Here is a 26,072-nt window from a genome sequence, read left to right on the forward strand (position 1 = left end):
CCGACAAGACACTGAGTGCCAAGAATTTCTCTCAGATGTCATTCAGGCGGCACGCATGAGCAATGAATGGGCCGATCGGGGGAGGGTTCGTTGCGGTAAGTGCCGGTCTGCGCGCGGACGGCCAACGGAGAACCATTACGCCATTCGGGTGAGGCGTGGGGTGTCAGACCGGCTTCCGGCGACTCCGGCGGAGCCGCCGGGTCCGGAAAGCCGGCCACCACTGGGCGGCGGAGTGCAGAGCCAGCAGAGCCACCGAGCCGGCGGCGGCGACCGGCGTGCCCACCCAGGCACCCACCGGGAGCAGCGCGGCGCCCGCCACCGCAGAGCACCGGTGCGCCGCGACCGCGGCCAGCTCGCCGGCGCGCCCGCCCCGGTCGCGCAACCACACCCGCCGGGCCGCCCACGCGGTGGCCGCGGCCAGCCCGCACTGCGCGAGCCACAGCCCCACCGCGCCCGGACCACCGCACACCAGGGCCCGGGCCAGGCAGCCGGCGGCCCACGCGGCGGCGCACAGGGGGAGCGCGAAGAGGCGGAGGAGGACCGGGCGCACGTGGCGGGCCGAGTGCCGGACCGGGGGAGCGGGCGCCGCAGGCGGCACCGGCGGCTCGGCGGCGGCGAGCTCGGCCCGCAGCCGCGCCGCGGCCGCCAGGTCCCCCGCCTGTTCCAGCCGGGACACCTCCCGGGTCAGCAGCCGCACCTGGAGCAGCACGAGACGGTGCTCGTCTGCCAGGTCGAGGGCCTCCTTCAGCAGCGGCGCGGCGTCCTCCGGCCGGTCGTTCCCGATCAGCTCCCCGGCCTGCGTGTCCAGCGCCTCGACCGTCGCGCGGACGTCACCGGACTCCCGTGTCGCGTCCAGACCTCCCTCGATCAACCACAGCCGCTCGTGCGGGTCGTCGGCCCGGCGGGCCGACTTCAGCCAGACGTACGCCTGGACGCTGCGGTCCCCGGTGTCGACGGCGGTCCGCGCCGCCTGCGCGTACGACACGGCCGCCGCGTCGGAGTGGCCCAGCCGCTCCAGGGCCTCGCCCAGGGCGCTCAGCGACGCGGCCGCCTGCCGTCCCTCGTGCCGCGACCACCGTGCCCGAGCCTGTTCCAGATGGTGCACCGCACCGGCGAAGTCCTTCAGGTCCGCCGCCTGTTCCCCCAGATCGTCGTGGAACGCGGCCGGTTGCACACCCGCCCGCACCCAGGCCAGACGGCCCGCCTCCGCACACGCCTCGGCCTCCGCCGGCCACCCCGCCGCGCGGTACTGCCGCCGCATCGCGCGCAGCAGCTCCGCCTCCTGCTCGTGGTCGCCGCGCCGCTGTGCGGCCAGCACCCCGGACCGCAGCACGGCCAACGCGTCCACCGCCAGTCCGCAGCGTGCCAGATAGGCACCCAGCGGGCGGACGAGCGGCTCCACCCGCCCGTCCAGCCCCCGCTTCGCCGCCTCCGCGACGGCCGCCGTCAGCGTCTCCCGCTCCCGGGCGAACCATGCGTCCTCGGCCTCGGCGGCGCGCTCCCCGTAGTGGGCCAGCAGTCGGTCCACGGCGGCCGTGCGCGCGGACTCCGGTTCCCCGTCGGCCAGTTCGCGTGCATACAGGGCCAGCAGGTCGTGGAAGCGGACGCGGCCTTCCGGACCGGCCGGGCGCAGCAGATGGGCCTGGACGAGGCGGCGCAGGGCGCGGTCGGCGTCCGCCTCCGGGACGCCGGCCAGGGCGGCGGCCGAACCGGTGTCGATCCAGGCACCGGGGTGCAGCCCCAAGTGGCGCAGTAGCCGGGCGTCCTCGGCGCGCAGTGCCTGGTACGAGGCGGTGAACGCCCGCCGTACGAGGCCGAGTTCGGCCAGCCGACGGCCCGGCGGACGTAACGACGCCAGCACCCGGCCGGCGCCGTCGGAGGCGTCCCGCAACCGGCCCGCCGCCACATCCAGGGCGAGCGGCAGATGGCCGCACAGCTCGGCGATCTCGGCGAGCTCGGCCCGCGGAACCGGGGCGGCGGACGCGGCTGCCAGCAGCTCCAAGGAGTGCTCCGGCGCGAGGGAGTCCAGCGGCAGGACCGTGACGGCCGCCGAGGCGGGCGCGGTGCGGAGCGTGACCAGCAGGCGGTGACGGCCGTCGGACGGCACCAGCGGGGAGAGGTCGTCCCCGGCCACGGCGTCGTCGAGGAGGACCAGTACCGGACCGGCCGCGTTGCGCATCGTCCTGCGGAACTGGGCCTGAAGGCCACTCAGGTGTGGCGCGAACTGATCGTTGGGGATGCCGAATTGGAAGAGATAGCCGCGCAACAGCTGCTCGGTGCTCAGCGGATCCCGTCCGCTGTGGGCGCCGGCGTCCTCGGCGATCACCCCGCCGGGGAACAGTGCCTTCGCCTCATGGGCGGCGAACGCCATCAGGGCGGACTTGCCGATCCCGCCCTCACCCGTGAGCGCGAGGACCCGCGCGGGCTCTTCGGGCCGTCCGGGCGCCAGCCGCGCCAGGAGGTCGGCCACCGCGTCGCGGCGTCCGTAGAAGTGGCCGGGGCGGGGCGGCAGGGAGACGGGGGCGGTGAAGGCGGCGGAACCGCCGCCGGAGGGGCCGAAGATGATCTGGCCGGCCTGGTAGACGTTGTGCGCCTTCCCGCCGACGAAGTCGTTGTGCGTGCCCGGAGTCGGCCCCGCCCCACTCGCGTCCTCCACGTCCCCGTGGATAGCACGAGCGGAGCGGGCCCGTCAGGCGCTCGGCGGATCTTGGCCCGGCCGGTGGTCGCGGGCCGCGGTCAGCGCTGTTCCTTGAGTGCCTTGCGGATGGTGCGCATGACCTCGTCGAGCGGGGCGTCCGTGCGGGCCACCGCGACCAGCACCTCGCCCTCCCGGGAGACCGTCGCCTGGGGCGTCTCCGCGGACGTCGTCCGGCCGGCGCCGATGCCCGCGCCGAAGGTCTCCCGGACGATCTCGAAGGCGTGGTCGAGCTGGGTCTCGACGTCGCCCTCCGCGCCGGCCCGCAGCCAGCGGCGCAGCACGTGGTTGTGCGCGGTGACCACGGCGGACGCGGCGACCTCGGCGAGCAGTGGATCGTCGTCGCCCTCGCGGTGCGCGCCCTCGTCGAAGTGGCCCAGGAGATAGCGGGTGAACAATCGCTCGTAGCGGGCCACCGAGGCGATCTCGGCCTCCCGGAGGGTGGGTACCTCGCGGGTGAGGCGGTAGCGGGCCACGGACACCGCCGGGGCGGACGCGTACATCCGCATGACTTCCTTGATGCCGCGGCAGACCGTGTCGAGCGGGTTCTCGTGCGGCGGGGCGGCGTCCAGGACGGCCTCGGCGCGCACCAGGGTGTCGTCGTGGTCGGGGAAGATCGCCTCTTCCTTGGAGCGGAAGTGGCGGAAGAAGGTGCGCCGGGCGACGCCCGCGGCGGCCGCGATCTCGTCGACCGTGGTCGCCTCGTAGCCCTTCGTCGCGAACAGCTCCATGGCGGCGGCCGAGAGTTCGCGGCGCATTTTGAGGCGTTGCGCGGCCGCCCGGCGGGTGCCGGGAGTGAGGGTGTCGGAGGCGTCGGACGACTGCGGGCGAGCGGGCTGGGACATGTGGGGAAGGTACTGCATATTCCTGCGGCCTGCGGCACGCGGTCCGCCCCCGGCCCCCGTGACCTGGGGCGGACCGCCGGATCGACCGTTCGACGGCTCCAGCAGTCCGCCCCACCCGCCCCCGGCCCCGGGGCGCCGCCGCGGGTCAGCGCCGGGTGTACTCACGGAAGCCGCGGCCGGTCTTCCGACCGAGGCAGCCCGCCGCGACGAGGTGCTCCAGCAGCGGCGCCGGGGCCAGCCCCGGGTCGCGGAAGGCGGCGTGCAGCACCTTCTCGATGGCGAGGGAGACGTCCAGGCCGACCACGTCCAGGAGCTCGAACGGCCCCATCGGGTAGCCGCCGCCCAGCTTCATCGCGGCGTCGATGTCGTCCAGGGAGGCGTAGTGCTCCTGAACCATCTTGACCGCGTTGTTCAGGTACGGGAACAGCAGCGCGTTGACGATGAAACCGGCCCGGTCGCCGCAGTCCACCGGGTGCTTGCGGACCTTGGTGCAGACCGCGCGCACCGTGGCGTGCACCTCGTCGTCGGTGAGGACGGTGCGGACCACCTCGACCAGCTTCATGGCCGGCGCCGGGTTGAAGAAGTGCATCCCGATGACGTCCTGCGGGCGCGAGGTGGCGCGGGCGCATGCGACGACCGGCAGGGAGGAGGTGGTGGTGGCCAGCACGGCACCCGGCTTGCAGACCTTGTCCAGCGTCCGGAACAGCTGCTGCTTGACGGCCAGGTCCTCGGCCACCGCCTCCACGGCCAGGTCGACGTCGGCGAACGCGTCCAGCGACCCGGCCGGGGTGATCGCCGCCAGCGCCGCGTCGCGCGCCTCGGCGGTCAGCCGCCCCTTGTCCACGGAGCGGCCCAGCGACTTCGTGATCCGCTCCTTGGCCCGCTCCGCCTTCTCCAGGCTGCGGGCGGCCAGCACCACGGTGTAGCCGGCCTTGGCGAACACCTCCGCGATGCCGCTGGCCATCGTCCCGGAACCGGCCACCCCCACGCTGCGGACCGGGCGGCCGACCGCCTGCCCGTCGCCGTCCCCGGTCGCCGGGGTCCGGCCGTCGGGCACGACGGTCGCGGAGCCCGGAGCCTCGTAGGTGTAGAAGCCGCGGCCCGCCTTGCGGCCGGTCAGTCCGGCGTCCGCGAGCTGGCCGAGGATCGGGGCGGGCGCGTGCAGCCGGTCGCGGGACTCGGCGTACATGGCCTCCAGGACCGTCCGGGCGGTGTCCACGCCGATCAGGTCGAGCAGCGCCAGCGGCCCCATCGGCAGTCCGCAGCCGAGCCGCATCGCGGCGTCGATGTCCTCCCGGGTCGCGTACTTCGACTCGTACATCGCGGCGGCCTGGTTGAGGTAGCCGAAGAGCAGGCCGTCGGCAACGAATCCGGGGCGGTCGCCCACCGCGATCGGGTCCTTGCCCAGTTCGCGGGCGAGCTCGGTGACGGCGGCGACCGCGGCCGGCGCGGTCAGCACCGAGGAGACCACCTCGACCAGCTTCATGGCCGGCGCAGGGTTGAAGAAGTGGACGCCGAGCACCCGCTCGGGGCGCCGCGAGTCGGCCGCGAGCCGGGTCACCGACAGCGCGTTGGTGCCGGTGGCGAGGACGGTGTCCGGGCGGACGATGCCGTCCAGCGTGGTGAAGACCTCCCGCTTGAGGTCGTAGTCCTCCGGCACCACCTCGATGACCAGGTCGGCGTCCCGGGCGGCCTGGAGATCGTCGAACGTGCGGAACCGGGACAGCGCGTCCTGCCGCTCCTGTTCGGTGATCCGCGTGCGCTGCACGGCGCGGGCGGTGGAGGCTTCGAGGGCGGCGCGGGCCCGCCGCGCCGCCGCCTCGTCGGTGTCGATGCCGATGACCTCGCGGCCGGCCCGGGTCAGCACCTCGGCGATACCGGTGCCCATGGTGCCCAGGCCGACGACGGCGATGGTGGAGAGGGCCCCGGAGGCGGGTGCGGGGGAGGAGGGAGTGGAGAGATCAGGGGTGGACTGACGGCCCATCGCGAGACTCCTGAAGGTGTTCCCCTGGAGCAGGGGAGGACGTGACGACTGAGGGGTTGAGCGCACGGGCGGGGCTGCGGCAGCGTGCGGCCGACCGGCGGCAGAAGAGCCGCGGGAAGCCACGGCACTGCGAGCAGCGCCTGTGGTGGAGGGGCGCGGCGGGCCCTGTCCCGGGGCCGTACCGCTTCCCCTCGTGAGGGGCGTGCTGTGAGGGTGTGCGTGGCGCGGGGCTGCTGTGCCCGCGTACGCGTGGTGCTGTGTGGTGTGCCGAACCGACGTCACACTCCGGCGGCTGCGTCACCAGGCCGCCCGAGCAGGGGTACTGCTCGTTCCAGCAGGTTAACCGGTGGGTAACCGAAGCGCCAGGGGTAATGCGGGTCATTAGGTTGTGGTGCCGGCCACGCCCTGCGAACCAGAGCGGCCGGCAGGGAGGGGAGCGACAAATGGAAGACGAATTCCACGAGTTGACGGACCGGGTGCGGGCCGAACTCCGTTCCCCGGAGGATCTGGTCGCCTACGAGCGGCTGCTCGGACTGGCCCGCAAGAACACCCCGGCCGGCCGCGAGGAACTGGCCCGGATGCTGATCGCCGTGGAACGCCCCCTGTGGGCCCGGGAGATCGCCGCCTTCATCCTCGGCTGCGCCGGCGACAAACGCGCCTTCGAGACCCTGGTCCTGCTGCTGAACTACCGCGAACCGGTCCGCTGCGCCACGGCCGCGCACGCCCTCGGCAGGCTGGGCGACCCGCGCACCGCCCGCGCCGCGGCCGCCCTCGCCACCAACCCGCTGCGCACCGCCTACGCCCTGCACCCCGTCCGGCTGCTCGCCGAACTCCGCGCCCCGCAGTCCGTCCCCGCCCTGGTCGCGACCCTGGAACGGCTGCTGACCCCGCACAACCCCTACTGGCGGGTGGCGCTGGCCTGTGTGGAGGGGCTGGGCGCACTCGGCGACAAGCGGGCGGTGCCGGCACTGCGGGCGGCGGCCGGCCACCCCCGGCTCGCCGCGGCCGCCGCCGCGTCGCTGGCCCGGCTGGGTGTCCACGAGGACCCGCCCGGGGTGGGCACCGCGGGTCCGTCCGCCGGAGGCGCGCAGGGGCAGGGGAACGGTGCCGGCCCGCCGCCCTGACGTGCCGGTCGCCGGCCTACGGGAGCGTCCGCCGGTAGCGCAGCTCCGGGACGCGCCACCCGCCCACGTCGTACGCCTCCTGTGCTCCGTCCGGTGCGAAACCGGCCCGTTCGTAGAACCGCCGGGCACGGGCGTTGCCGTGGACCACCCACAGGTACAGCGCGCCGTATCCACGGGCCCGCGCCCGGGCCGTGCCGGTGTCGAGCAGGGCCCGGCCGATGCCCGTCCCCAGGAGGGCGGGCTCCACGTAGAGGGCCATCAGTTCGGCCGCCGGCCGCCGGTCGGCCGTCGACTCGCGCTCCTCCGCAGGGAGTTCGGCGTCCCCGGTGGGAACGGCCTCCCGTGTGAGGTCGGCGTCCCGGGCGGGGCCGGCGGCCAACCAGCCGATGACCTCGCCGGCCCGCTCCGCCACCAGCTCCCACGCCTCGGGCCGGCGGCGCGCGAACCACTCCCGTCGCTTCCGGGCGTCCTCCGCCACACTCATCGCGTCCAGATACGCCTGCGGCATCAGCCCCCGGTACGCCGCCTGCCAGCCGCGCACCCGCACCGCCGAGACCGCGTCGACATCGGCCTCCGCCATCTCGCGTATCCGCACTCCGCGCGGCGGCTGCCCCGCCGTCCCCTCGCAAGCCCCGCCCGCGCCCCGTACGTCGGCCCGTGCCATGTCCGCCTCCCCGGTCCGGTCCCTGCCGCAGAGCGTCGGATCCGCGGTGGACGCAGGTCAATCGGATTTCGGGCCGGACGGCCGTCCCCCGCATACCGCGTTTGACCTTGTCCCTGGGGGCAGGGTCCGAGACTCCCGACATGGCGCACACACCCCTTACACCCCTTGAGAACACACCCGCACCGCACGCCCCGCACATCGCGGCGGAACAGCCCGACACCCCGCACCGGGTCGTCGTCATCACCGGGGCCGGCACCGGTATCGGCCGGGCCGCGGCCCGCGCGTTCGCGGCGGAGGGGGCGCAGGTGGTGGCCGTGGGGCGCCGCCCCGGACCCCTGGCCGAGACCGCCGCCCCGGCGGCCGGCATCGACGGCGCGATCGCCCCGTACCCCGCCGACATCACCGAGGACGGCGCGCCCGAGGCCGTCGTCCGGCACGCCGTCGAGACCTACGGCCGGCTGGACGTCCTGGTCAACAACGCCGCGGTGGTCGGCAGCGGTGCGCTCGGCACCCACACCAAGGAGTCCATGGCACCCCAGCTGGCCACCAACCTGGTCGCGCCGGTACTGCTCACCCAGGAAGCGGTGCCCCACCTGGAGCGCGCCCGCGGAGTGGTGGTGAACATCAGCACCTCGGTCGGCCAGCGCGGCTGGCCGGGCAACTCCGTCTACGCCGCCACCAAGACCGGCCTGGAACTCCTCACCCGCAGCTGGGCGGTGGAGCTGGCGCCGCGCGGCGTCCGGGTGGTGGGCGTGGCGCCCGGCGCGATCGACACCCCGATCGCGGACCACCAGGGCTGGTCCCCGGAACACCGGGCGGCCCTGCGCGCCTGGCAGATCGAGCACACCCCGATGGGCCGCATCGGCCGCCCGGAGGAGGTGGCCTGGGCCATCACCCGGCTCGCCGCCCCGGACGCGGCCTTCGTCACCGGGGTGATCCTGCCGGTGGACGGGGGCGCGGTGGTCGGCTGACCGGGGCCGGTAGCGTATGCGCGGGCCGGACCGCGCCGCCGGACCGGCCCGTACGAGGGGAGGCGGTCCGGTGCGGATCGGGGAACTGGCGGACCTCACCGGGGTGTCGCCGCGGGCGCTGCGCAAGTACGAGAGCGAGGGCCTGATCGACTCGGAGCGGGCGGCCAACGCCTACCGGGTCTACGACGACCGCGCCGTCGTCCGGGTCCGCAACATCCGGCACCTCCTGGACGCCGGCCTCACCCTCGCCGACGTCGCCTGCTTCCGGTCCTGCCTGGACGGCGACCTGAGCACCGCGCCGCCCTCACCGGAGGGCCTGCGGATCGCCCGCGACCGGCTGGCCGTCATCGACCGGCGGATCGCCGCCCAGTCGGCCGCCCGGGACCGCCTGGCGCGCGCCCTGGAATCCGTCCCGCCCGGCGCCCGGCCCTGAGCCGCGGACGGGCCCGTTCGGTACCCCGCCGCACCCTCAGAGCAGCGTCAACTGCGTGGCCGCCGGGCCGCGTTCGGGAGCCGCGGCGGGCTCCGGCGGGATCCTGCGCGCCCGGCCCGGCCCGAGGCCGTACTCGGCCGCCAGCTCGTGGACCTGCCGGGTGATCCGGCGCTGGTACCAGGTGGGTGCGTACGAGCCGCCGGCGTACAGCGCCTCGTAGCGGCGCACCAGGTGCGGGTGGTGGCGGCCCAGCCAGGCCAGGAACCACTCGCGGGCGCCGGGCCGCAGATGGAGCACCAGCGGGGTGACCGAGCCGGCGCCCGCCTCGGCGACGGCCCGGACCGTGTCCCGCAGCTGGTCCGGGGTGTCGGACAGGAACGGGACCACCGGGGCCATCAGCACCCCGCAGGCGAGGCCGTGGGCGGTGAGGGTCCGCACCACGTCGAGCCGCCGCGCGGGCGCGGGCGTGCCGGGTTCGAGGGTCCGCCACAGCGTGCCGTCCAGGAACCCGACGGAGACCGAGACGCCGACGTCGGTGACCTCGGCAGCCTGCCGCAGCAGCTCCAGGTCGCGCAGGATCAGGGTGCCCTTGGTGAGGATCGAGAACGGGTTGGCGTGGTCGCGCAGGGCCGCGAGGATCCCGGGCATCAACGCGTACCTCCCCTCGGCCCTCTGGTAGCAGTCGACGTTGGTGCCCATCGCGATGTGGTCGCCGCGCCAGCGGGGCGCGGCCAGCTCCCGGCGCAGCAGCTCCGGGGCGTTGACCTTGACCACGATCTGGGAGTCGAAGCCGAGGCCGGTGTCCAGGTCGAGGTAGGCGTGCGTCTTGCGTGCGAAGCAGTAGACGCAGGCGTGGCTGCACCCGCGGTACGGGTTCACGGTCCATTCGAACGGCATCCGGGAGGCGCCCGGCACGCGGTTGACGATCGAGCGGGCGCGCACCTCGTGGAAGGTGATGCCGCGGAATTCGGGGGTGTCCACCGTTCGAGTGACGACGTCCGCGTCGAACAGCGCCGTCGGGCTTTCTCCCAGATTGTCCCAGCGCATCGGGCCTCCTGTCGCGATCCTGCCGAGCCCCCACCTCGATAATAGAACACCTGTTCGCTTCATGGCTGTCAACCCGGATTTGGGTGCGCTGCCCAGTGGTGGTTGGCTTGGCCGCGCACCGCAGGTTGGCGGCGCACCCGGTCCGGCAGCCGACTACTGGAGGAAGACACACATGGGGCAGGTAGAGGCCACCACGCAGGGCGAGATCGCGGCGGACCCGGAGGACGTGTTCGACGCGCTCGCCGACTACAGCGGCACGCGCCGGCAGCTGCTGCCCGAGCAGTTCAGCGAGTACGAGGTCCGCGAGGGCGGCGACGGCAAGGGCACCCTCGTCCACTGGAAGCTCCAGGCCACCAGCAAGCGGGTGCGCGACTGCCTGCTGGAGGTCGACGAGCCGACCGACGGCCAGTTGGTGGAGAAGGACCGCAACTCCTCGATGGTGACCACCTGGGTCGTGACCCCGGCCGGGGAGAGCCGCGCCAAGGTCGTCGTCACCACCACCTGGCAGGGCGCCGGCGGCATCGGCGGCTTCTTCGAGCGGACCTTCGCCCCCAAGGGACTCGGCCGTATCTACGACGCGGTCCTCGCCAACCTCGCGGCCCATATGGAGAAGTGAGGGAGCGTCGCCCCGTAACCCGTTCGGGGTGCCGGCACACTCACCGGTTCGGGTGGTTTCCCCCGCGCGGTGCCGTCCGGCCTCCCGGGCGGCGCGTCGGCGGAAACCCCTGATCGGAGCCCAAGAGGCGCCCCCGACATGGCACTTGACGTCCGTTCCCGCCCGCCCTGTACCGAATCTCCTCGCTTGATCGCCGTTGTCGCCCGGTGCGAGAAATGGGCGCCCGCAGCAGCGTGACGAGGGGAGCAGGACGTGGGCGGGAGCACCCTGGGCGAACGGGACCGGCCGGCCGGACCGCCCGCCGCCGAAGCCACCGCGGACCCGGCACCGCGGCCGACCGCACCGGCCCTCCGCGACCACCCGCCGGCCCCGCCCGGCCCCCGGCCGGTGCGGACCGCCACCCCCGTACTCCTCGCGGCGCTGCTGCCCGCGGCCCTCGGCCAGACGGCCGTCGTCCCCGCCCTCCCGGCGATCGCCGCGGAACTGCCCGGCCGCCCCGCGGCCTCCTGGGTCGTGACCGCCTACCTCCTGGCGTCGGCCCTCGGGCTCCCGCTCAACGGCAAGCTGGGCGACCGCTTCGGCCGCAAGACCGGCCTCCTCCTCGCGCTCCTGCTCTTCACCGCCGGCGCGGCACTGGCAGGCACGGCGCACACGCGGTCCGCACTGGTCGCGTTCCGCGCCGTCCAGGGCTTCGGCGCCGGCGGTCTGATCGCCGGCGTCCACGCGCTCCTCGCCGAGTCCGCGCCACCGGGGGCGCGCGGCCGCCGCACGGCCGCGGCCGGCGTCGCCTACGCCGGGGCCCTCCTGGCCGGCCCGCCGCTGGGCGGCTACTGCGCCGATCACGGCGCCTGGCGCTGGTGCCTCACCCTCACCGTCCCGTACGGCGTCCTGGTCCTCTTCGCCGCCGCCGTCACCCTCCGGCCGCCCCGGCCCGCCGCCCGCCCCCGACCGGACCTCTTCGGGGCGCTGCTGCTCACCGCGTTCGCCGGCTGCCTCGTGCTGCTGGCCGGTTGGGGCGGCACCCGCTACTCCTGGGGCGCGCCGGAGATCCTCGGGCCGGCCGCCGCAGCCCTGGCCGCCGCGGCGCTCTTCCCGTTCGCCGAACACCGCGCCGCCGCACCGCTGATCCCGCCGCGGCTGCTCCGCGACACCTTCTTCGGGCGCACCGGCCTCGTAGGCGCCGGCCTCGGCCTCGCCCTCTACGGGGCGGTGCGCCACCTCCCGGCCTTCCTCCACGCGGTCGGCGGCACCACGGCCACCGCGGCCGGACTGCTGATGCTGCCCCTGCCGGGCGCGCTGGTCCTGGCCGCGCTCGCCACCGGCCGGCTGATCCGCCGCACCGGCCACCGCACGGTCTTCCCGATCCTGGGCTGCGTGCTGGCTGCGGGGGGCATGTGGCTCCTGCACCACCTGCGGCCGGACGCCTCCCGCCCGGTCCTCGGCCTCGGGGCCGGCGCCCTCGGACTGGGCGTCGGGCTGGTGCTGCCGGCGCTGGTGGCGGCCGTCCGCGACGCCGTGCCGGACCCGGGCCCGGCCGGTGCCACCGCCTGCCTCCGACGGCTCGCCGGCAGCGTCGGCGCGGCCCTCGCCGGCGCGCTGCTCGCCGACCGCCTCGCCGCCCGGCTACCGGACCCCGGTCCGCTCGCCCCGCAGCTGGCCCGGGCCCTGCCCGGCGCGCTGCGGGACGGCTACGCCGCCTACGCACCGGCCGTGCCGGGGAGCCTCCCCTACCTCGCGCCGGTCCTCGTCCTGGGCTTCCTGCTCGCCATCTCCTGGAAAGAGAACCCCCTGGTGTCCCACGCTCCACAAGCCCCGCAGACCCCGCTCCCGCCGTACGGTGCCCCCGCGGACCCCGCCGCCGTACCGGCGGCCCGCCCCGCGGCCGACGCCACACCCAACTCCACCGCACACGAAGGGAGCTACCCCACGGGCCGCACGTTCCACGCGGGGGCGCCCGCGCCCGCGCCGGCCGGCGTCCCGGTGTGCGGCACCGTCCAGCACCACGACGGCAGCGTCGTGCCGCGCGCCGCGCTCACCCTCATCGACGTCTCCGGGCGGCAGATCGGCCGCGGCGCCACCGGAGCGGACGGCCGGTACGCGCTGAGCACCCCGGGGCCCGGGGCGTACGTCCTGATCGCCGCGGCCGGCGGGCATCAGCCCCAGGCCGTCACGGTGACCGTCGGGGAGCGCCCGGTGGAGCTGGACGTGGTGCTCGGCGGTGCCGGGCGCCTCGCCGGCACGGTCACCACCGCCGACGGCACGCCGGTCCGCGATGCCATGGTCACCCTCACCGACGTGCGCGGCGAGGTGGTCGCGACGGCCCGCAGCGGACGCGAAGGCGGCTATGCCATCGGGGAGTTGGTGGCGGGGGAGTACACCCTCGCCTCCAGCGCCCCGGCGTTCCGGCCGGCCGCTCTCCCGGTGACCGTCCAGGCGTCCCGCGAAACCCGCCAGGACGTCGAACTCGCCGGCGGCGCGGTGCTGCGCGGCACCGTACGGGCCGGCGGCGGGCGCCCCGTCGAGGACGCCCGGGTCACCCTCCTGGACGCGGCGGGCAACGTCGTCGACACCGCGACCACCGGCTCCGACGGGCTGTTCCGCTTCGTGGACCTCTCGGCCGGCGAGTACACCGTGGTCGCCGCCGGATACCCACCGGTCGCCACCGTCCTGAGGGTTGCGGGCGGCGGGCGCACCGAACGGGACCTGCAACTGGGGCACGAGGACTGACCCGTGGCGATGCCCTCTCCTGCACGGGTGCCCCAGGTGCCCGCGCCGCGGGCCGCGCGCCGCGCCGAGCGGAACGGCGCGGCCGCTCGGCGGTCCGGCCCCCGGCACTCCGTCGGATGAAGAGGGCCCGGCCCCTCTTGCCGGTGATCGCCGGGAGGCGTAGCAAGGGGCCATGAACGCTACGAGCCGCAATCTTCAGGCATGGGAAGGCTTCTGGCGCGATGCGCCGGCCGGCGCGGGACAGGTCATCTGGGATGCCGACCCGTCGGTGACCGCCGCGCTCCACCTCCCGCTGCTCGCCGGGCACGCCGACGCCGCCCTGCCGCTGGTCGACCTGGGCTGCGGCAACGGCACCCAGACCCGCTATCTGGCCGGCCACTTCGGGCGCGCCGTCGGCATCGACGCCTCCGCCGCGGCCGTTGCGCGGGCCCGGGCCGAGGACGCCGACGGGGTGGCGGAATTCCGTCAGGTGGACGCCGTCGACGGGGCGGCCATCGGGGCGCTCCACGCCGAACTGGGCGACAGCAACGTCTATGTGCGCGGCGTACTGCACCAGTGCGCCCCCGACGAACGGGCCCGGATCGTGGCGAACATCGTCCCGCTGCTGGGCACCCGCGGCTGGCTCTTCGTCTTCGAACCGGCCGCGGCCGCCAAGGAACTCCTGCGGGCCCTGGCGCAGGGCCCGGCCGGACCGCCCGCCAAGCTGCGCCCGGTCTTCTCCCACGGGCTCACCCCCGGGGAGATGCCCGACGTCGAGGTGCCCGGACTGCTGCGCGGCCACGGGCTGCGGATCGCCGCCTCCGGTCAACTTCCGCTGGTGACAACGGAATACGGGCCGGACGGGGCGCGCATCGAACTGCCCTCGCGCTGGGTGCTGGCGGGCCCGGAAGCGGGGGACGGCTGAGGGGCGGGGCCGGTCGGGGGCCGCTGCGCCCGGCCCCCGACCGGCCCCGCCCGTAGGGCCGTCCTGTTACTCCTGCTCCTGCTCCTGCCGGGCGGCGAGGATCGCGGCCACCGCCTCGCCGATGAACGCCTCGGCGGCCGCCTTCTCGATGCCGAGGCCGGTGAGCGGACCGGAACCGTTCTCCTGCTCCAGCAGGGCCAGCAGGAGGTGTTCGGTGCCGATGTAGTTGTGACCCAGCCGCAGGGCCTCGCGGTAGGTGAGCTCCAGCGCCTTGCGGGACTGGGCGTCGAACGGGGTGAGGGCGGGCAGTGCATCGACCGCGGGCGGCAGCGCCGCGGTCAGGGCCTCGCGGAGGGCCTCCGGCGTCACGCCCTGGGCGGCGATGGCCCGGACGGCGAGCGCCTCCGGTTCGCACAGCAGGCCGAGGGCGAGGTGCTCGGGGCGGATCTCGTCGTTCCGGGCCGCGTGGGCCTCGTTCTGCGCCCCTACCACCACGTTCCGGGCGCGCTCGGTGAAGCGGCTGAAGCCCTGGGAGGGGTTGAGGTCCGAGCCCGCGCCCGGTGCCTTGGGTACGAAGCGCTTCTGCGCGGCCTGCTTGGTGACCCCCATGCTCTTGCCGATGTCGGTCCAGGACGCGCCGGAGCGCCGGGCCTGGTCCACGAAGTGCCCGATGAGGTGGTCGGCCACCTCGCCGAGGTGGTCTGCGGCGATCACGGCGTCGGAGAGCTGCTCCAGCACGTCCGAGCGGTTGTTCTTGATGACCTCGATCAGATCGTCGAGGCGGACGGGATGCGTCATGCGGACGGAATCTGTCATGCGTCAACTATAGGTTGACGATCTTCTCGTCGTCAACCCTTAGTTGACGCTGCGGATGCGCCCTTGTCCGCGCGGTGGTGAGGTGTCATCCCGCCCCGTGCAGTGCGGCGCAACTGCCGCCGAGATGCCGGCGTCTAAGGTGGCATAGATCGTCTACAAGGCTGTAGACGGTCGCTGTCGCGAACGGAGGACGACGCCCCGGTGACGACCGCAGCACCACACCCCGACAGGGGACGACACCTGCTCGCCCGCGCCCAACGCCACCTCACCTGGGCCATGCCGCTCGCCTACGTCGCCGCGGCGGTGGTGCCCGGCGCCGGCCAGTGGGTCCGCAACCTCCCCTGCGGCACCCTGCCGCTGCCGGTCGGCCCGACGACCCTGACGCCACAGACCCTGCTGCTGGGCTACGTGCTCTTCACCGCGGCCCTCCAAGTGCGCACCCGGGAACTGACGGTCCTGCTGCGCCGCCCCGGCCTGCTGGCCGCCGGAACCGCCGCCAACACCGCCCTTCCGCTGCTCGTCCTGACCCTGCTCGCCGGGACCTTCCTGCTCCTCCCCGACGCCGACGGCGGCAGCGGCCTGCTCACCGGGCTCGCGCTGATCGCCGCGATGCCGGTCGCCGGCGGCGCCACCGTCTGGGGAACCCGGGCCGGCGGCAACCACACCCTGGTCGTCGGGCTGGTGATGTCCTCCACCCTGCTCAGCCCGCTCACCATCCCGCTCACCCTGGCCGGCGCCTCCGCCGTGACCAGCGGCGACTACTCCGCGGCGCTCGCCAGGATGGCCCAGGTCTCGGGCGGCGCACTGGCCGCCACCGGGGTGGTGGCGCCCTGCCTCGCCGGGCTGGCCGTCCGTGCCGCACTGCCCGAACGCCGGGCCGCCGCGGCCCTGCCCTGGCTGAAACTCCTCGCCCTGGCCGCCGCCCTCACGCTCACCTACCTCAACGCCTGCGGCGCCTTCGCCGACCTCATCGCCCGCCCCCGGCCCGCGCTGCTCACCCTCGCCACACTCGCCGCGGCGGTCATGTGCGTGGCGTCCTTCCTCCTCGGCTGGTGCCTGGCCCGCGCCCTGAAGGCCGCTCACGCCGACGCCGTCGCCCTGACGTTCACCTCGGGCATGAACAACAGCAGCGCCGGCGCGGTCCTGGCCACCACCCGCTTCCCCGACCACCCGCACGTCCTGCTGCCGATCCTGGCGTACAGCCTGTTGCAGAAGGTGCTCGCCGGCTACGCGGACTCCACCCTGGCCCGGCGCGGGCGGCGCACCGGCCCGCCGACGCGGCCGACCGGCCCGGAAGCCGCCGCTCCGTGCCCCGGAACCGGTCAGGAAGCGTTCAGGTGACCCCTGGCACCGTGCCCGACCGTGACCACCGAAGCGCGCACCTCCAGGACCGGACCGGGCACCCGGAGGCCCACGTCTCCTGCTGAACAAAGTCCCCCAGATCACCGTCCACTTCTGGGTGATCAAGGTCCTGTGCACCACCGTGGGCGAGACCGCGGCCGACCTGCTCAACGGCAACCTCGGCATGGGCCTGACCCGCACCTCCTACGTGATGGGCGCACTGCTGATCGCCGCCCTGGCCCTCCAGTTCCGGGCCCGCTCCTACAGCCCGGCCCGGTACTGGCTCGCCGTCGTCCTGATCAGCGTCGTCGGCACGCTGATCAGCGACAACCTCACCGACAACCTCGGCGTCCCGCTGGAGGTCAGCACCGCGGTCTTCGCCGTGGCGCTGGCACTGACCTTCGGCACCTGGTACCTGAGCGAACGCACCCTGTCGATCCACTCCATCCGCACCACCCGCCGCGAAGCCTTCTACTGGCTGGCGATCCTGTTCACCTTCGCGCTGGGCACCTCGGCCGGCGACCTGACCGCCGAGCGGCTGAGCCTGGGCTACTGGTTCTCCACGGTCGTCTTCGCCGTCCTCATCGGCGTGGTGGCACTGGCCCGCTTCGCCCTGGACCTCAACGCCGTCTGGGCGTTCTGGACCGCCTACGTCCTGACCCGACCGCTCGGCGCCTCGCTCGGCGACTACCTCTCCCAGCCGCCCGGCGACGGCGGGCTGGGCCTGGGCACCGTCGGCACCAGCGCCCTCTTCCTGGCCGTCATCCTCGCCCTGGTGGTGTACCTGACCCGGTCGAAGCGGGACGTCCTGCCGACCGGCCCGGAAACCGAGGTCAGCCCGTCGGCAGCGTGACCGCGAACCGCGCGCCCGGGCCGGCGCCGTCCAGCGCGATGTCGCCACCGGCCGCGCGGGCCAGCCGCCGGGCGAGCGCCAGCCCCAGGCCCGCGCCGTCGTGCCCGTCCTCCGGGCAGGCCCGCCGCCCGGGCTCGAAGAGCGCACCGGTGAACTCCGGCGGCACCCCCGGCCCGTCGTCGGTGACATGGAGGACGACGCCACCGGGCCGCACGGTGCACGTGAGGCCGATGGTGTGCCCCGAGTACCGGCGGGCGTTGTCCAGCAGCGGCATCAGGGTCCGCTCCACGACCGCCGCCGGAACACCCACGGCCGCCGCGTCGCCCGCCACCGCCACCGCGGGCGCACCGGGATGGTCCGCCGCGATCCGCCCCGCCAACTGGTGCGCGAAATCCGGGAAGTGACACCTGCCCGGCACCCCCGCGCCACGGGTCCGGACCTCGGACAGCAGCGACGCGCAGATCTGCCGCATGGTCGCCGCGGCACTCGCGATCGCCTCGTGCGAGGCGGCCCGCTCCGCGGCGCTCCGCGGCCGGCTGGTCAGCCATTCGGTCTCCGCGGTGATCCGCGCCAGGGGGGTGCGCAGCTCGTGGGAGAGCTCCGCGGCCTGCTGCTGCTCATGGCGCAGCACCGCGGCGAGCCGGTCCAGCAGACCGTCGAGGCTGGTGGCGAACGAGGCGAGTTCGGTGGGCCGCCCGGCCGCCCCGAACCGCTCCGCCGCCCCGGCCTCGCTCCACCGGGTGGCCTGGGCGCTCATCGAGGCCACCGGCCGGCCAGTTGGGCCGCGCGCTTCCCCAGGGCGCTGGGCGCCTCGGCCGGCCGCTCCCCGCACCCGGCCGCCCTCGAAGATCCACACACTGCTGTCCAGCGCCCCGTCCCGGGCCGGCTCGTGGACCGCCAGCCGCCCGTCCGGCCGGGCCTCCACGGTGGCGGCCACCGCCTCCGCCCGGGTCCGCAGGGTGTCGTCCGCCTCCTCGTGCAGCCGCTTCTCCAGGGCCAGGTTGAACGCCACCGTCAGCACCGCGACCCACAGCGCACTGGTGGCGAGCGCCACGAGGGCGAGCCGCCCCCGCAGCGTCCGCACCGCGAAGGGACGCGCCGCGCCCCGCAGCCACCGCACCACCCGCGCCCGCAGCCCCGGACGCCCCGGCCACCTCATGCGAAGCGGTACCCGACGCCGCGGACCGTGCCGATCCGGTGCGGGGTGCCGGCCTCGCGCAGCTTGCGGCGGAGCCGGGCCAGGTACTGGTCCAGGGTGTTGTCGCTGACCTGCGCGCCCTCCGGCCAGCCGGCCCGCAGCAGCGCCCGCCGGCGGACCACCGCCCCCGGCTCCGCCATCAGGCACGCCAGCAGCCGGAACTCGGTCGGCGTCAACGGGACCGTCCGGCCGGGCGCGGTCAGCGCGTGCCGTACCGGGTCCAACCGCAGCCCGTCGGCACGGTCGGCGGGCCCGGCGGTGTCGCCCCGGCGGCGCAGTACTGCCCGGATCCGGGCCGCCAGTTCGCTCAGTGGAACGGCTTGGCCAGGTAGTCGTCCCCGCCGGACGCGAAGCCGGACAGCCGGTCGGTGAGGTTGCCGCGGGCGGTCAGGAAGATCACCGGGGCGGTGATCCCCGCTCCGCGCAGGGCCTGGCACGCGTCCCGGCCGTCCGCGTCGGGCAGCCCGATGTCCAGCACCACCGCGTCCACCGCCGCATCGGCGGTGCGCAGCGCCGTGGCGCCGTCGGCGGCGGTGACGACGTCGAACTCCTCGTCGCGCAGTCCGCGGACGAGCACATCGCGCAGGCGGTGATCGTCCTCGACGACCAGAATGCGGGCAGCGGTCACCCGGCCAGTATTACCGGCGCCCACCCCGGTATCCGGGGCGGAGCCCGCAGACCGGACGGGACGTACAGGTTCCGTTCAGGTTCCGGACGCCGCCGCGGGCGCCGGCCCGGGGACCTGCCCGGTGTCCTGGCCACCCGCAGCACCCGCCAGGTCCCGGTGGATGACCTTGGCGGCCGCCTCCACGGTGGCCACCCCGTAGCCCATGGTGTCGCTGCCGGTGGAGAGGAGGGCCATCGCGTAGTCGTTGCCGCTGCCGCTGAACGAACCGACGCTGTTCACCCGCCAGCCCTGGTGGGCGCGCGGCAGCCAGCCGTTCTTGAGGTGGGCGGTCGTCGACAACGGTGCCCCCGCCGGCACGCCCCACCGCTGTTCGGGGACGACCTTCCGCATCAGGTCGAGGGCGTAGTCCCGGGACGCCGCGCCGAGCACCGTGTTGTCGGTGGTCAGCAGCCGCATCAGGGTGAGCTGGTCGGCGGCGGTGATCTGGGTGAGGCCCCAGGAGACGCCGGGGCCGGGCACGGTGTGCCGCATACCGGCCAGGTCCAGGAAGTGCTGGATGCCGGTCCGGCCGACCTGGCGCCACAGGGCATCGGTCGAGGCGTTGTCCGACTTGGTGATCATGGCGGTGGTCAGCGTGACCTCGTGCGGTGTCAGCACGCGGTGCGCCTCCTCGGCCTGCCGCAGCAGCGCCCCCAGGACCGTGACCTTGACCACGCTCGCGGAGTCGAACGACGTGCCCGCCTGGAACTCGCAGCTGGTCCCGGAGGGGCGGTCGTAGAGGGCGACCGCGGAAGTGCCCTGGCGCCCCTGGAGGGCGCCGGCGATGTCGTGGGACAGAGTGGAGGCCAGACCCGGCCGGTCGGAGGTGCAGACGACCTCGGCGTCGCCCACGCTGTCGCTGCCGGAGCTCGCCGAAGCGGGGGCCGCCGCGCTCCATACCGTGAGCGCGGCTCCGGCGGCCACCAGGGCGGCCAGTCCGCGACGGGTGCGGCGTGCAGTACTCCGGGGTGCCTTGCGTGATCCGTACATGAGGGTGGTGTGTCCTGTCCCACTGTGCGCGCCGCCCGCCTGGCATCCCCTGGGGAGCCCACCCGGTATCCCACCGGCTACGGCGATCAAGCGACGACCCGTGCCCTGGTAGCGGGCACCCCGTAAGAATGCGGGCCGATCGGCCGATGGGAAAAGAGCGAACGGGTGTGATATATGCCAAAGGGGCATTCGGGTCGACTAACGGGACATCGTGGTCATCGGGCGCGGCGCCCCCCCCGTATGGCGCCCGCTCCCGCCTGTCCCTGTCCGCCCCCGTGGTGGCCCGGTCGTCCCCCCCCAGCGACCCGCCATCGGGGCGCCGACCGACGCCACCGCCCCGACATCCACCGTTCCGACGTCCGGCGCCCGGATTCGACGCGACGCCCCGACGTCCGACGCCCCAGCACCGCGCCGAGCTGCCGTCCGCCGTCCGCCTACGGCAGCAGCGGCTGGGCCGGGTCCATCCACCACGCGGCGGTGGCCCCCGGAAGCGTCCCGGCCGGACAGGCGCCGCTGGCCAGCAGCGGCACACCGGCCACCGGCGCCGGTACCGGCTCGGTGCCGAAGTTCACCGCACAGACCAGCCCGTCGCCGCGGACGAACGCCAGCACCTGTGGCGGCGACTCCAGCCAGCGCAGCGGGCCGTCGCCGAGCTGCGGAAGGCCCCGGCGCAACTGGAGTGCCTCGCGGTAGAGGTGCCAGAACGACCCGGTGTCGGCCATCGCCCGGTCCGCGGTGTGCCCCGCGAACGACGCGGGCTGCGGGAGCCAGGTCGGCGCCGACCCGGCCGCGCTGAAGCCGTACGGGGCGGCCTCCCCCGACCAGGGCAGCGGCACCCGGCAGCCGTCCCGGATGTGCTGCCGGCTGCCCGTGCGGTGGAAGATCGGGTCGGTGAGCACCTCGTCCGGCAGGTCGTCGACCTCGGGCAGGCCCAACTCCTCGCCCTGGTAGACGTATGCGGCACCGGGCAGGGCCAGCATCAGCAGCGCCGCGGCGCGCGCCCGGGCCGGTCCCGACGCGCCCTCCGGGGTGTCCGGTTCGCCCGCGTAACGGGTCACGGTCCGGACCTGGTCGTGGTTGTTGAGCACCCAGGTGACGGTGGACCCGGTGTCCGCGATGTCGGTCAGCGCCTCGGAGATCACCTTGCGGAAGAGGTCGACGTCCCAGCGCGCGGTCAACAGGTGGAAGAAGAACGCCTGGTGCAGCTCGTCGGGTCGCACATACGCGGCCTGCTCGCCCGGGGTGCGCACCGACACCTCGCCCACCAGCAGCCGGTCGTGGCCGTCCCGGGCGGTGTACTCCTCGCACAGCGCCCGCCAGTCGCGCCACACCTGGTGCACCTCGGGCTGGTTCCAGGCCAGCGGGTTGACCGAGTCGCGGGTGCGCTCGTCGGCCGCCGGGTCGGGGGAGTCGGGGAGCTCGGGGTGCTTGAAGAGCCCCGCGGCCACGTCGATGCGGAAGCCGTCCACCCCGCGGTCCAGCCAGAACCGGAGCACCTTGTCGAAGTCGGCCGCCACGTCCGGGTTGCGCCAGTTCAGGTCGGGCTGCTCGGGCGTGAACATGTGGAGGTACCACTGCCCAGGGGTCCCGTCCTCTTCGGTGACGCGGGACCAGGCGGGCCCCCCGAACATCGCCCGCCAGTTGTTGGGCGGCAGCTCACCGTGCTCCCCGCGCCCCTCCGCGAAGTGGAAGAGCCTCCGCGCCGGACCGCCCGGACCCTCCTCCAACGCCGCCCGGAACCACGGGTGTTCGCTGGAGCAGTGGTTGGGAACGATGTCCAGCACCACCTTGAGGCCGAGCCGGTGGGCGTCGGCCATCAGCCGGTCGAACTCGTTGAGGTCGCCGTAGGCGGGATCCACGTCGCGGTAGTCCGCCACGTCGTAGCCGTGGTCGTGCTGCGGGGACGGGAAGAACGGACTGAGCCAAATCCCGTCCACACCAAGCTTCTTGAGGTACGGAAGTCCGCCGCGGACCCCGGCCAGGTCTCCCGTACCGTCTCCGGTGGAGTCGCGGAAGCTCCGGACGTAGACCTGGTAGATGACCGCGTCGCGCCACCAGCGCTGGGCCGTGTCCTGGGCGGGGGTCGGATGGCCGCGATCTGCGGTGGCTGTGAACATCTGCCGGATCCACTTCTTACGGTGCAAGTCGGCGTGGCGGCTTGCGAGTTGCTGTTATGCATGCATGTTAGGTAGCCCCGTCTTTTCGGTGTCAACTGAAAGACGGAAGTCGAACGGTACGTGCCCGGATTTGTGGGGTATGGCGTCCGGATCCTGTACGGAATGTCGCCCTCGGGTGTTCGACTGTATTTCAACTCCCCTATGAGATAAGGGAGTAGTGGAGCGGTGCATTGGTGGGGGATCGGCCGGTCGGGGAGGCGGGGAGGCGGGCAGCCGGGTGGTCGCGAGGTCGGGTGACCGATTGGCGGGTCCGGCCGTCGAGATGATGCGGGTGGTGCGGCATCCCTCCTGCGGAACGCGAGACGGGTCTGCCCCGACGTCCGCCCCGTTGCCGCGCTCCTGTATACCTGTTAGTCATTCCGGAGAGGGCTCGTCGGCAAGCCGCAGGAAGAGCTTCCGGACGAGGTCTTGAAGGCAAGGCTTCCCGGCGAAATCCTCCATCACGGGACAGTGACCGGCCGAACCCGCTCCGGGCCGGACGGCCACCGCGATGACCGCCACCGTGGAAACCGGACATCGAACAACAGGCATCGAGCAACACGCATCGAGCAACAGACAACGGCAACACGCATCGAGCACCGGGCGTCGCACCACGGGCGTCGAAGGCTCGGGGAGAGGGAGAGCGTGCGGCTGCCACTCCTGGCACTGCTGGTCAGCGGACCCGCGCACGGCTATGAACTCAAACAGGCCCTGGAGGCACTCCTGGGCGCGGCCTACCCCCGACCGAACGTCGGTCAGATATACGTGACCCTCGGCCGGCTGGAGAAGACGGGACTCATCGAGGGTGAGGAGGTCGAACAGCCGGACCGCCCGAACAAGCGGATCTACCGGATCACCACGGCCGGTCGCGAGGCGGTGGACGCGTGGTTCGAAGACGCCACCGTCGAACCGCGGGTCCGCGACGAGTTCTTCGTGAAACTGGCGCTCGTCTCGCGGTCCGGGACCGCCGACCAGGGCACCTTGATCAACAAGCAGCGCCGGCACTACCTCAAGCGCCTGCGGGAACTGTCCCGTCTGGCCGCCTCCGAAGACCGCGACAACCGGGTCGCGCACCTGCTGATAGAGGGCGCGATGCTGCACATCCAGGCGGACCTGGAGTGGCTGGAACGCTGCCAGGAGGAACTCGACTGAGGGCCTGGGCACGCGTGAGGGCATGAGGGCATGAGGGCGTGAGGGCGTGAGGGCGTGAGGGCGTGAGGGCGTGAGGGCGTGCAGTCGTGTGTAGGTGATGGGGCCCGCTTTCCCTCTCTGCCTTGCCCTCAACCTCCCTTGCCCTTACCCCCTCCTGCCCTTAACTCCCCCTGCCCTCCAGCCTTCTTGCCCTCAACCCCTTCTGGTTTTTCCCCGCCGCCCACCCCCTTCGGGGGGGTGGGCGGGTCTGGAGGGGAGGGTGGGCGGACTGGCCTAGGCATGTGAACGCGCACGGCGGGTGGCGTGTGTCGGCGGCGTAGATGATCTTCAGTGGTCTGGACCTCCGGAGTTATCCACAGCCCTGGTCGGTGTGTTCACGTCCGCGTAACGTGATCGGTCAAGGGCTGCGCATGTGCCCTCTCACCTGCGATGGGACTGATAGATGTGAAGATCCTGATCTCCGCGGACATGGAGGGTGCCACGGGCGTGACATGGCCCGCCGATGTGCTGCCGGGTACCCCGCAGTGGGAGCGCTGCCGCCATATGTTCACGTCCGATGTGAACGCGGCCATCGCCGGGTTCTTCGACGGCGGGGCGGACGAGGTGCTCGTCAACGAGGCCCATTGGACGATGCGCAACCTGCTGTTGGAGCAGCTCGACGAGCGCGCCGAGATGCTGACGGGCCGACACAAGGCCCTGAGCATGGTCGAGGGCGTGCAGCGCGGTGACGTCGACGGCATCGCGTTCATCGGCTACCACACCGGTGCCGGGACGGAGGGTGTGCTGGCGCACACATATCTCGCCAATACGCTCACCGGCGTCTGGGTCAACGGCACACGCGCCAGCGAGGGGTATCTCAACTCCCTCGTCGTGGCGGAGTACGGGGTGCCCGTGGTGCTGGTGACGGGCGACGACCGGACCTGCGAGGACGCGCAGGGATATGCCCCGCAGGCGCCCGGCGTGGCGGTGAAGGACTATGTCTCGCGCTATGCGGCGGTGTGCCGGCCGCCGACCCGCACGGCGGCCGAGATCCAGGCCGCGGCGCGCAAGGGCGCGGCGCTCGCGGTGCGTCACGAGCCGGTCCGTGGCGGCCCGTTCCGGTTCGAGTTGGAGTTCGATGCCGAGCATCTGGTGGGAGCGGCGACATGCGTGCCCGGCGTGGAGCGCTGCGGTGAGCGCCGCGTCGCGTATACCAGTCAGGACATGTACGAAGCCATCCGGTGTTTCAAGGCGGTCACCACGGTCGTCTCGTCCGCCGTGGAGGAACAATATGGCTGAGATCAAGCTGGCGGAACACACGTCCGACCTGAATGTCGAGACGGTCGATCAGCAGGCGCTCGACGAGGTGGTGCGGTTCACCTCGGAGCTGATCCGCATCGACACGAGCAATGCCGGAGACGGCAGTTGCCGGGAGCGCCCGGCCGCGGAGTACGTCGCGGAGCGGCTGGCAGAGGTGGGCATCGAGCCCGTCCTGCTGGAGCGCAGCCCGGGGCGCACCAATGTCGTCGCCCGCATCGAAGGCAGCGACCCGTCCGCCGACGCACTCCTGGTGCACGGGCACCTGGACGTGGTCCCGGCCGAGCCCGCCGACTGGCAGGTCCACCCCTTTTCGGGGGAGGTCCGCGACGGCGTGGTCTGGGGCCGGGGCGCCATCGACATGAAGAACATGGACGCGATGATGCTCGCCGTCGTCCGCCAGTGGGCGCGCAGCGGAGTGCGGCCCAGGCGCGACGTCGTGCTGGCGTTCACCGCCGATGAGGAGGCGAGCGCCGAGGACGGCTCGGGATTCCTCGCCGACCATCACGCCGAGCTCTTCGAGGGGTGCACCGAGGGCATCAGCGAATCGGGGGCCTTCACGTTCCACGCCGCTGGCGGGATGCGGATCTACCCGATCGCGGCGGGGGAGCGCGGCACCGCCTGGTTGAAGCTGACGGCCCGGGGCCGGGCCGGGCACGGCTCGAAGGTGAACCGCGACAACGCGGTCAGCCGGCTGGCCGACGCGGTGTCCCGGATCGGTGCGCACGAGTGGCCGGTGCGGCTCACCCCGACCGTCCGGGCGGCGCTGCGCGAGCTCGCCGCGCTGCACGCCATCGACGTCGATCCCGAGCGGCCCGACTTCGACGTCGACGCCCTGCTGGACCAGCTCGGTCCGGCCGCCAAGCTGGTCGAGCCGACGGTCCGCAACAGCGCCAACCCGACGATGCTGACGGCCGGTTACAAGGTCAACGTGATCCCTGGATCCGCCGTCGCCTATGTGGACGGCAGAGTCGTCCCGGGCGGCGAGGCGGAGTTCCGCGCGACGTTGGACGAGCTCACCGGACCCGATGTCACCTGGGACTACCACCACGGTGAGGTCGCGCTGCAGGCCCCCGTCGACTCCCCGTCGTTCGCCGCGATGCGGGCCGCGATCGAGCGGTTCGACCCGGACGGCCACGCCGTGCCGTACTGCATGTCCGGGGGCACGGACGCCAAGCAGTTCTCCCGACTGGGCATCGTCGGCTACGGCTTCTCCCCGCTGAAGCTGCCCGAGGGGTTCGACTACCAGGCGCTCTTCCACGGCGTGGACGAACGGGTCCCCGTGGAGGGCCTGCACTTCGGCGTCCGGGTCCTCGACCACTTCCTGCGCGGCGTGCCGGGGCATCGACGACCGGCCGTCCGACGAAGCGGTGCCGTACCCGGCCGACGGGGCACGGCCGGGTAGGGCCGGATACGGCAGGAACGAGCTCCGTGGAGGGGGAGGCGACAGCGTGGTGCGGCTGTGGACCGGAGGTATATGAGGCCGGTGGGTCGCCGAGTCGTGCCGGCGGTGGCGGTGGCGGTGGCGGTGGCGGTGGCGGTGTGCGGCGGTTCGCGGCGCGGCCGTCCACCCGGTCGGCGGTCCACGGCCCG

20 protein-coding genes and 1 pseudogene are annotated in these 26,072 nt (G+C 73.8%); 11 read left to right on the forward strand and 10 right to left on the reverse strand.

The genetic code is table 11. The features are described from left to right. Window positions 1-163 precede the first annotated feature (163 nt). The 3 genes from CG747_RS26060 to CG747_RS26070 all read right to left on the reverse strand — a co-directional run bounded on the left by CG747_RS26060 (window position 164) and on the right by CG747_RS26070 (window position 5,524). Window positions 164-2,656: an NB-ARC domain-containing protein gene (locus tag CG747_RS26060; protein WP_100604269.1), complete on the reverse strand. Its 2,493-nt coding sequence runs from the start codon at window positions 2,654-2,656 to the stop codon at window positions 164-166. 80 nt (window positions 2,657-2,736) lie between these two features. Then, window positions 2,737-3,540: a TetR family transcriptional regulator gene (locus tag CG747_RS26065; protein ID WP_100604370.1), complete on the reverse strand. Its 804-nt coding sequence runs from the start codon at window positions 3,538-3,540 to the stop codon at window positions 2,737-2,739. 145 nt (window positions 3,541-3,685) lie between these two features. Beyond that, window positions 3,686-5,524 (reverse strand): 3-hydroxyacyl-CoA dehydrogenase family protein, encoded by a 1,839-nt coding sequence (locus CG747_RS26070; RefSeq protein ID WP_180985713.1) that lies wholly within the window; start codon window positions 5,522-5,524, stop codon window positions 3,686-3,688. 443 nt (window positions 5,525-5,967) lie between these two features. Here CG747_RS26070 and CG747_RS26075 point away from each other — a divergent pair, with 443 nt between their 5' ends. Next, window positions 5,968-6,648, forward strand: a complete 681-nt coding sequence (locus tag CG747_RS26075; protein ID WP_100604270.1) for a HEAT repeat domain-containing protein — start codon at window positions 5,968-5,970, stop codon at window positions 6,646-6,648. A gap of 16 nt (window positions 6,649-6,664) precedes the next feature. Here the strand turns inward: CG747_RS26075 and CG747_RS26080 are convergent, their stop codons facing one another. Beyond that, window positions 6,665-7,228 (reverse strand): GNAT family N-acetyltransferase, encoded by a 564-nt coding sequence (locus CG747_RS26080; protein WP_100604271.1) that lies wholly within the window; start codon window positions 7,226-7,228, stop codon window positions 6,665-6,667. A 224-nt stretch (window positions 7,229-7,452) separates the two neighbouring features. Here CG747_RS26080 and CG747_RS26085 point away from each other — a divergent pair, with 224 nt between their 5' ends. Both CG747_RS26085 and CG747_RS26090 read left to right on the forward strand, forming a co-directional pair. Beyond that, window positions 7,453-8,283: an SDR family NAD(P)-dependent oxidoreductase gene (locus CG747_RS26085; protein ID WP_257980719.1), complete on the forward strand. Its 831-nt coding sequence runs from the start codon at window positions 7,453-7,455 to the stop codon at window positions 8,281-8,283. Window positions 8,284-8,353: 70 nt separating this feature from the next. Further along, the gene (locus CG747_RS26090; protein WP_180985714.1) at window positions 8,354-8,716 is read left to right on the forward strand and encodes a MerR family transcriptional regulator; all 363 of its coding nucleotides are present in this window, start codon (window positions 8,354-8,356) and stop codon (window positions 8,714-8,716) included. Between the two features lie 36 nt (window positions 8,717-8,752). On the opposite strand, the gene CG747_RS26095 is transcribed toward CG747_RS26090, so the two are convergent. Next, entirely contained in the window at window positions 8,753-9,763 is a 1,011-nt protein-coding gene (locus CG747_RS26095; protein WP_100604273.1) for an Rv2578c family radical SAM protein, read from the reverse strand. 172 nt (window positions 9,764-9,935) lie between these two features. On the opposite strand from CG747_RS26095, the gene CG747_RS26100 reads away from it, so the two are divergent. The 3 genes from CG747_RS26100 to CG747_RS26110 all read left to right on the forward strand — a co-directional run bounded on the left by CG747_RS26100 (window position 9,936) and on the right by CG747_RS26110 (window position 14,010). Next, window positions 9,936-10,379 carry an SRPBCC family protein gene (locus tag CG747_RS26100; RefSeq protein WP_100604274.1) on the forward strand — a complete coding sequence of 148 codons (444 nt, stop codon included), beginning with the start codon at window positions 9,936-9,938 and terminating at the stop codon, window positions 10,377-10,379. Window positions 10,380-10,631: 252 nt separating this feature from the next. Further along, window positions 10,632-13,106 carry an MFS transporter gene (locus tag CG747_RS26105; RefSeq protein WP_100604275.1) on the forward strand — a complete coding sequence of 825 codons (2,475 nt, stop codon included), beginning with the start codon at window positions 10,632-10,634 and terminating at the stop codon, window positions 13,104-13,106. Window positions 13,107-13,278: 172 nt separating this feature from the next. Further along, window positions 13,279-14,010, forward strand: coding sequence for a methyltransferase domain-containing protein (locus CG747_RS26110; RefSeq protein ID WP_100604276.1), 732 nt, complete (start codon window positions 13,279-13,281; stop codon window positions 14,008-14,010). A 66-nt stretch (window positions 14,011-14,076) separates the two neighbouring features. Here CG747_RS26110 and CG747_RS26115 read toward each other — a convergent pair whose 3' ends face one another. Next, window positions 14,077-14,826 carry a Clp protease N-terminal domain-containing protein gene (locus tag CG747_RS26115; protein ID WP_100604277.1) on the reverse strand — a complete coding sequence of 250 codons (750 nt, stop codon included), beginning with the start codon at window positions 14,824-14,826 and terminating at the stop codon, window positions 14,077-14,079. Between the two features lie 201 nt (window positions 14,827-15,027). Between CG747_RS26115 and CG747_RS26120 the strand changes: the two genes are divergently transcribed. Both CG747_RS26120 and CG747_RS26125 read left to right on the forward strand, forming a co-directional pair. After that, a complete protein-coding gene (locus CG747_RS26120) occupies window positions 15,028-16,167 on the forward strand; it encodes a bile acid:sodium symporter family protein (protein ID WP_100604278.1) in 1,140 nt (379 codons plus the stop codon). Window positions 16,168-16,246: 79 nt separating this feature from the next. Beyond that, the gene (locus tag CG747_RS26125; protein WP_100604279.1) at window positions 16,247-17,020 is read left to right on the forward strand and encodes a hypothetical protein; all 774 of its coding nucleotides are present in this window, start codon (window positions 16,247-16,249) and stop codon (window positions 17,018-17,020) included. On the opposite strand, the gene CG747_RS26130 is transcribed toward CG747_RS26125, so the two are convergent. The 4 genes and pseudogenes from CG747_RS26130 to CG747_RS26145 form a co-directional block, all read right to left on the reverse strand. After that, a complete protein-coding gene (locus CG747_RS26130) occupies window positions 17,001-18,179 on the reverse strand; it encodes a sensor histidine kinase KdpD (protein ID WP_100604280.1) in 1,179 nt (392 codons plus the stop codon). The genes CG747_RS26125 and CG747_RS26130 overlap by 20 nt on opposite strands. After that, window positions 18,176-18,846 (reverse strand): annotated as a pseudogene (locus CG747_RS26135) (response regulator transcription factor). The gene CG747_RS26130 and the pseudogene CG747_RS26135 overlap by 4 nt, the downstream one beginning before the upstream one ends. Before the next feature lie 75 nt (window positions 18,847-18,921). Next, window positions 18,922-19,875 carry a serine hydrolase gene (locus CG747_RS26140; RefSeq protein ID WP_100604281.1) on the reverse strand — a complete coding sequence of 318 codons (954 nt, stop codon included), beginning with the start codon at window positions 19,873-19,875 and terminating at the stop codon, window positions 18,922-18,924. A 434-nt stretch (window positions 19,876-20,309) separates the two neighbouring features. Next, complete coding sequence (locus CG747_RS26145) at window positions 20,310-21,992, reverse strand: glycoside hydrolase family 13 protein (RefSeq protein WP_100604282.1); 1,683 nt, start codon at window positions 21,990-21,992, stop codon at window positions 20,310-20,312. Window positions 21,993-22,676: 684 nt separating this feature from the next. On the opposite strand from CG747_RS26145, the gene CG747_RS26150 reads away from it, so the two are divergent. The 3 genes from CG747_RS26150 (at window position 22,677) to CG747_RS26160 (ending at window position 25,884) form a co-directional block, all read left to right on the forward strand. After that, on the forward strand, window positions 22,677-23,183 hold the full coding sequence (locus tag CG747_RS26150) for a PadR family transcriptional regulator (RefSeq protein ID WP_100604283.1): 507 nt from the start codon (window positions 22,677-22,679) through the stop codon (window positions 23,181-23,183). Window positions 23,184-23,627: 444 nt separating this feature from the next. Next, window positions 23,628-24,461: a M55 family metallopeptidase gene (locus CG747_RS26155; RefSeq protein ID WP_100604284.1), complete on the forward strand. Its 834-nt coding sequence runs from the start codon at window positions 23,628-23,630 to the stop codon at window positions 24,459-24,461. Then, window positions 24,454-25,884: a M20/M25/M40 family metallo-hydrolase gene (locus CG747_RS26160; protein WP_100604285.1), complete on the forward strand. Its 1,431-nt coding sequence runs from the start codon at window positions 24,454-24,456 to the stop codon at window positions 25,882-25,884. Before CG747_RS26155 ends, CG747_RS26160 begins: the two co-directional genes overlap by 8 nt. The last annotated feature ends 188 nt before the right edge of the window (window positions 25,885-26,072 follow it).

Origin of the sequence: Streptomyces sp. CB02959 (assembly GCF_002803155.1) — a bacterium.
Lineage (GTDB): Bacteria > Actinomycetota > Actinomycetes > Streptomycetales > Streptomycetaceae > Streptomyces.

Bases quoted from the DNA above. Each gene is read 5' to 3' on its own strand.
- CG747_RS26145 (WP_100604282.1), bottom strand. From the start codon at position 21,992: ATGTTCACAGCCACCGCAGATCGCGGCCATCCGACCCCCGCCCAGGAC.
- CG747_RS26070 (WP_180985713.1), bottom strand. From the start codon at position 5,524: ATGGGCCGTCAGTCCACCCCTGATCTCTCCACTCCCTCCTCCCCCGCA.
- CG747_RS26080 (WP_100604271.1), bottom strand. From the start codon at position 7,228: ATGGCGGAGGCCGATGTCGACGCGGTCTCGGCGGTGCGGGTGCGCGGC.
- CG747_RS26100 (WP_100604274.1), top strand. From the start codon at position 9,936: ATGGGGCAGGTAGAGGCCACCACGCAGGGCGAGATCGCGGCGGACCCG.
- CG747_RS26085 (WP_257980719.1), top strand. From the start codon at position 7,453: ATGGCGCACACACCCCTTACACCCCTTGAGAACACACCCGCACCGCAC.
- CG747_RS26140 (WP_100604281.1), bottom strand. From the start codon at position 19,875: ATGTACGGATCACGCAAGGCACCCCGGAGTACTGCACGCCGCACCCGT.
- CG747_RS26110 (WP_100604276.1), top strand. From the start codon at position 13,279: ATGAACGCTACGAGCCGCAATCTTCAGGCATGGGAAGGCTTCTGGCGC.
- CG747_RS26115 (WP_100604277.1), bottom strand. From the start codon at position 14,826: ATGACAGATTCCGTCCGCATGACGCATCCCGTCCGCCTCGACGATCTG.
- CG747_RS26130 (WP_100604280.1), bottom strand. From the start codon at position 18,179: ATGAGGTGGCCGGGGCGTCCGGGGCTGCGGGCGCGGGTGGTGCGGTGG.
- CG747_RS26095 (WP_100604273.1), bottom strand. From the start codon at position 9,763: ATGCGCTGGGACAATCTGGGAGAAAGCCCGACGGCGCTGTTCGACGCG.
- CG747_RS26075 (WP_100604270.1), top strand. From the start codon at position 5,968: ATGGAAGACGAATTCCACGAGTTGACGGACCGGGTGCGGGCCGAACTC.
- CG747_RS26065 (WP_100604370.1), bottom strand. From the start codon at position 3,540: ATGTCCCAGCCCGCTCGCCCGCAGTCGTCCGACGCCTCCGACACCCTC.
- CG747_RS26160 (WP_100604285.1), top strand. From the start codon at position 24,454: ATGGCTGAGATCAAGCTGGCGGAACACACGTCCGACCTGAATGTCGAG.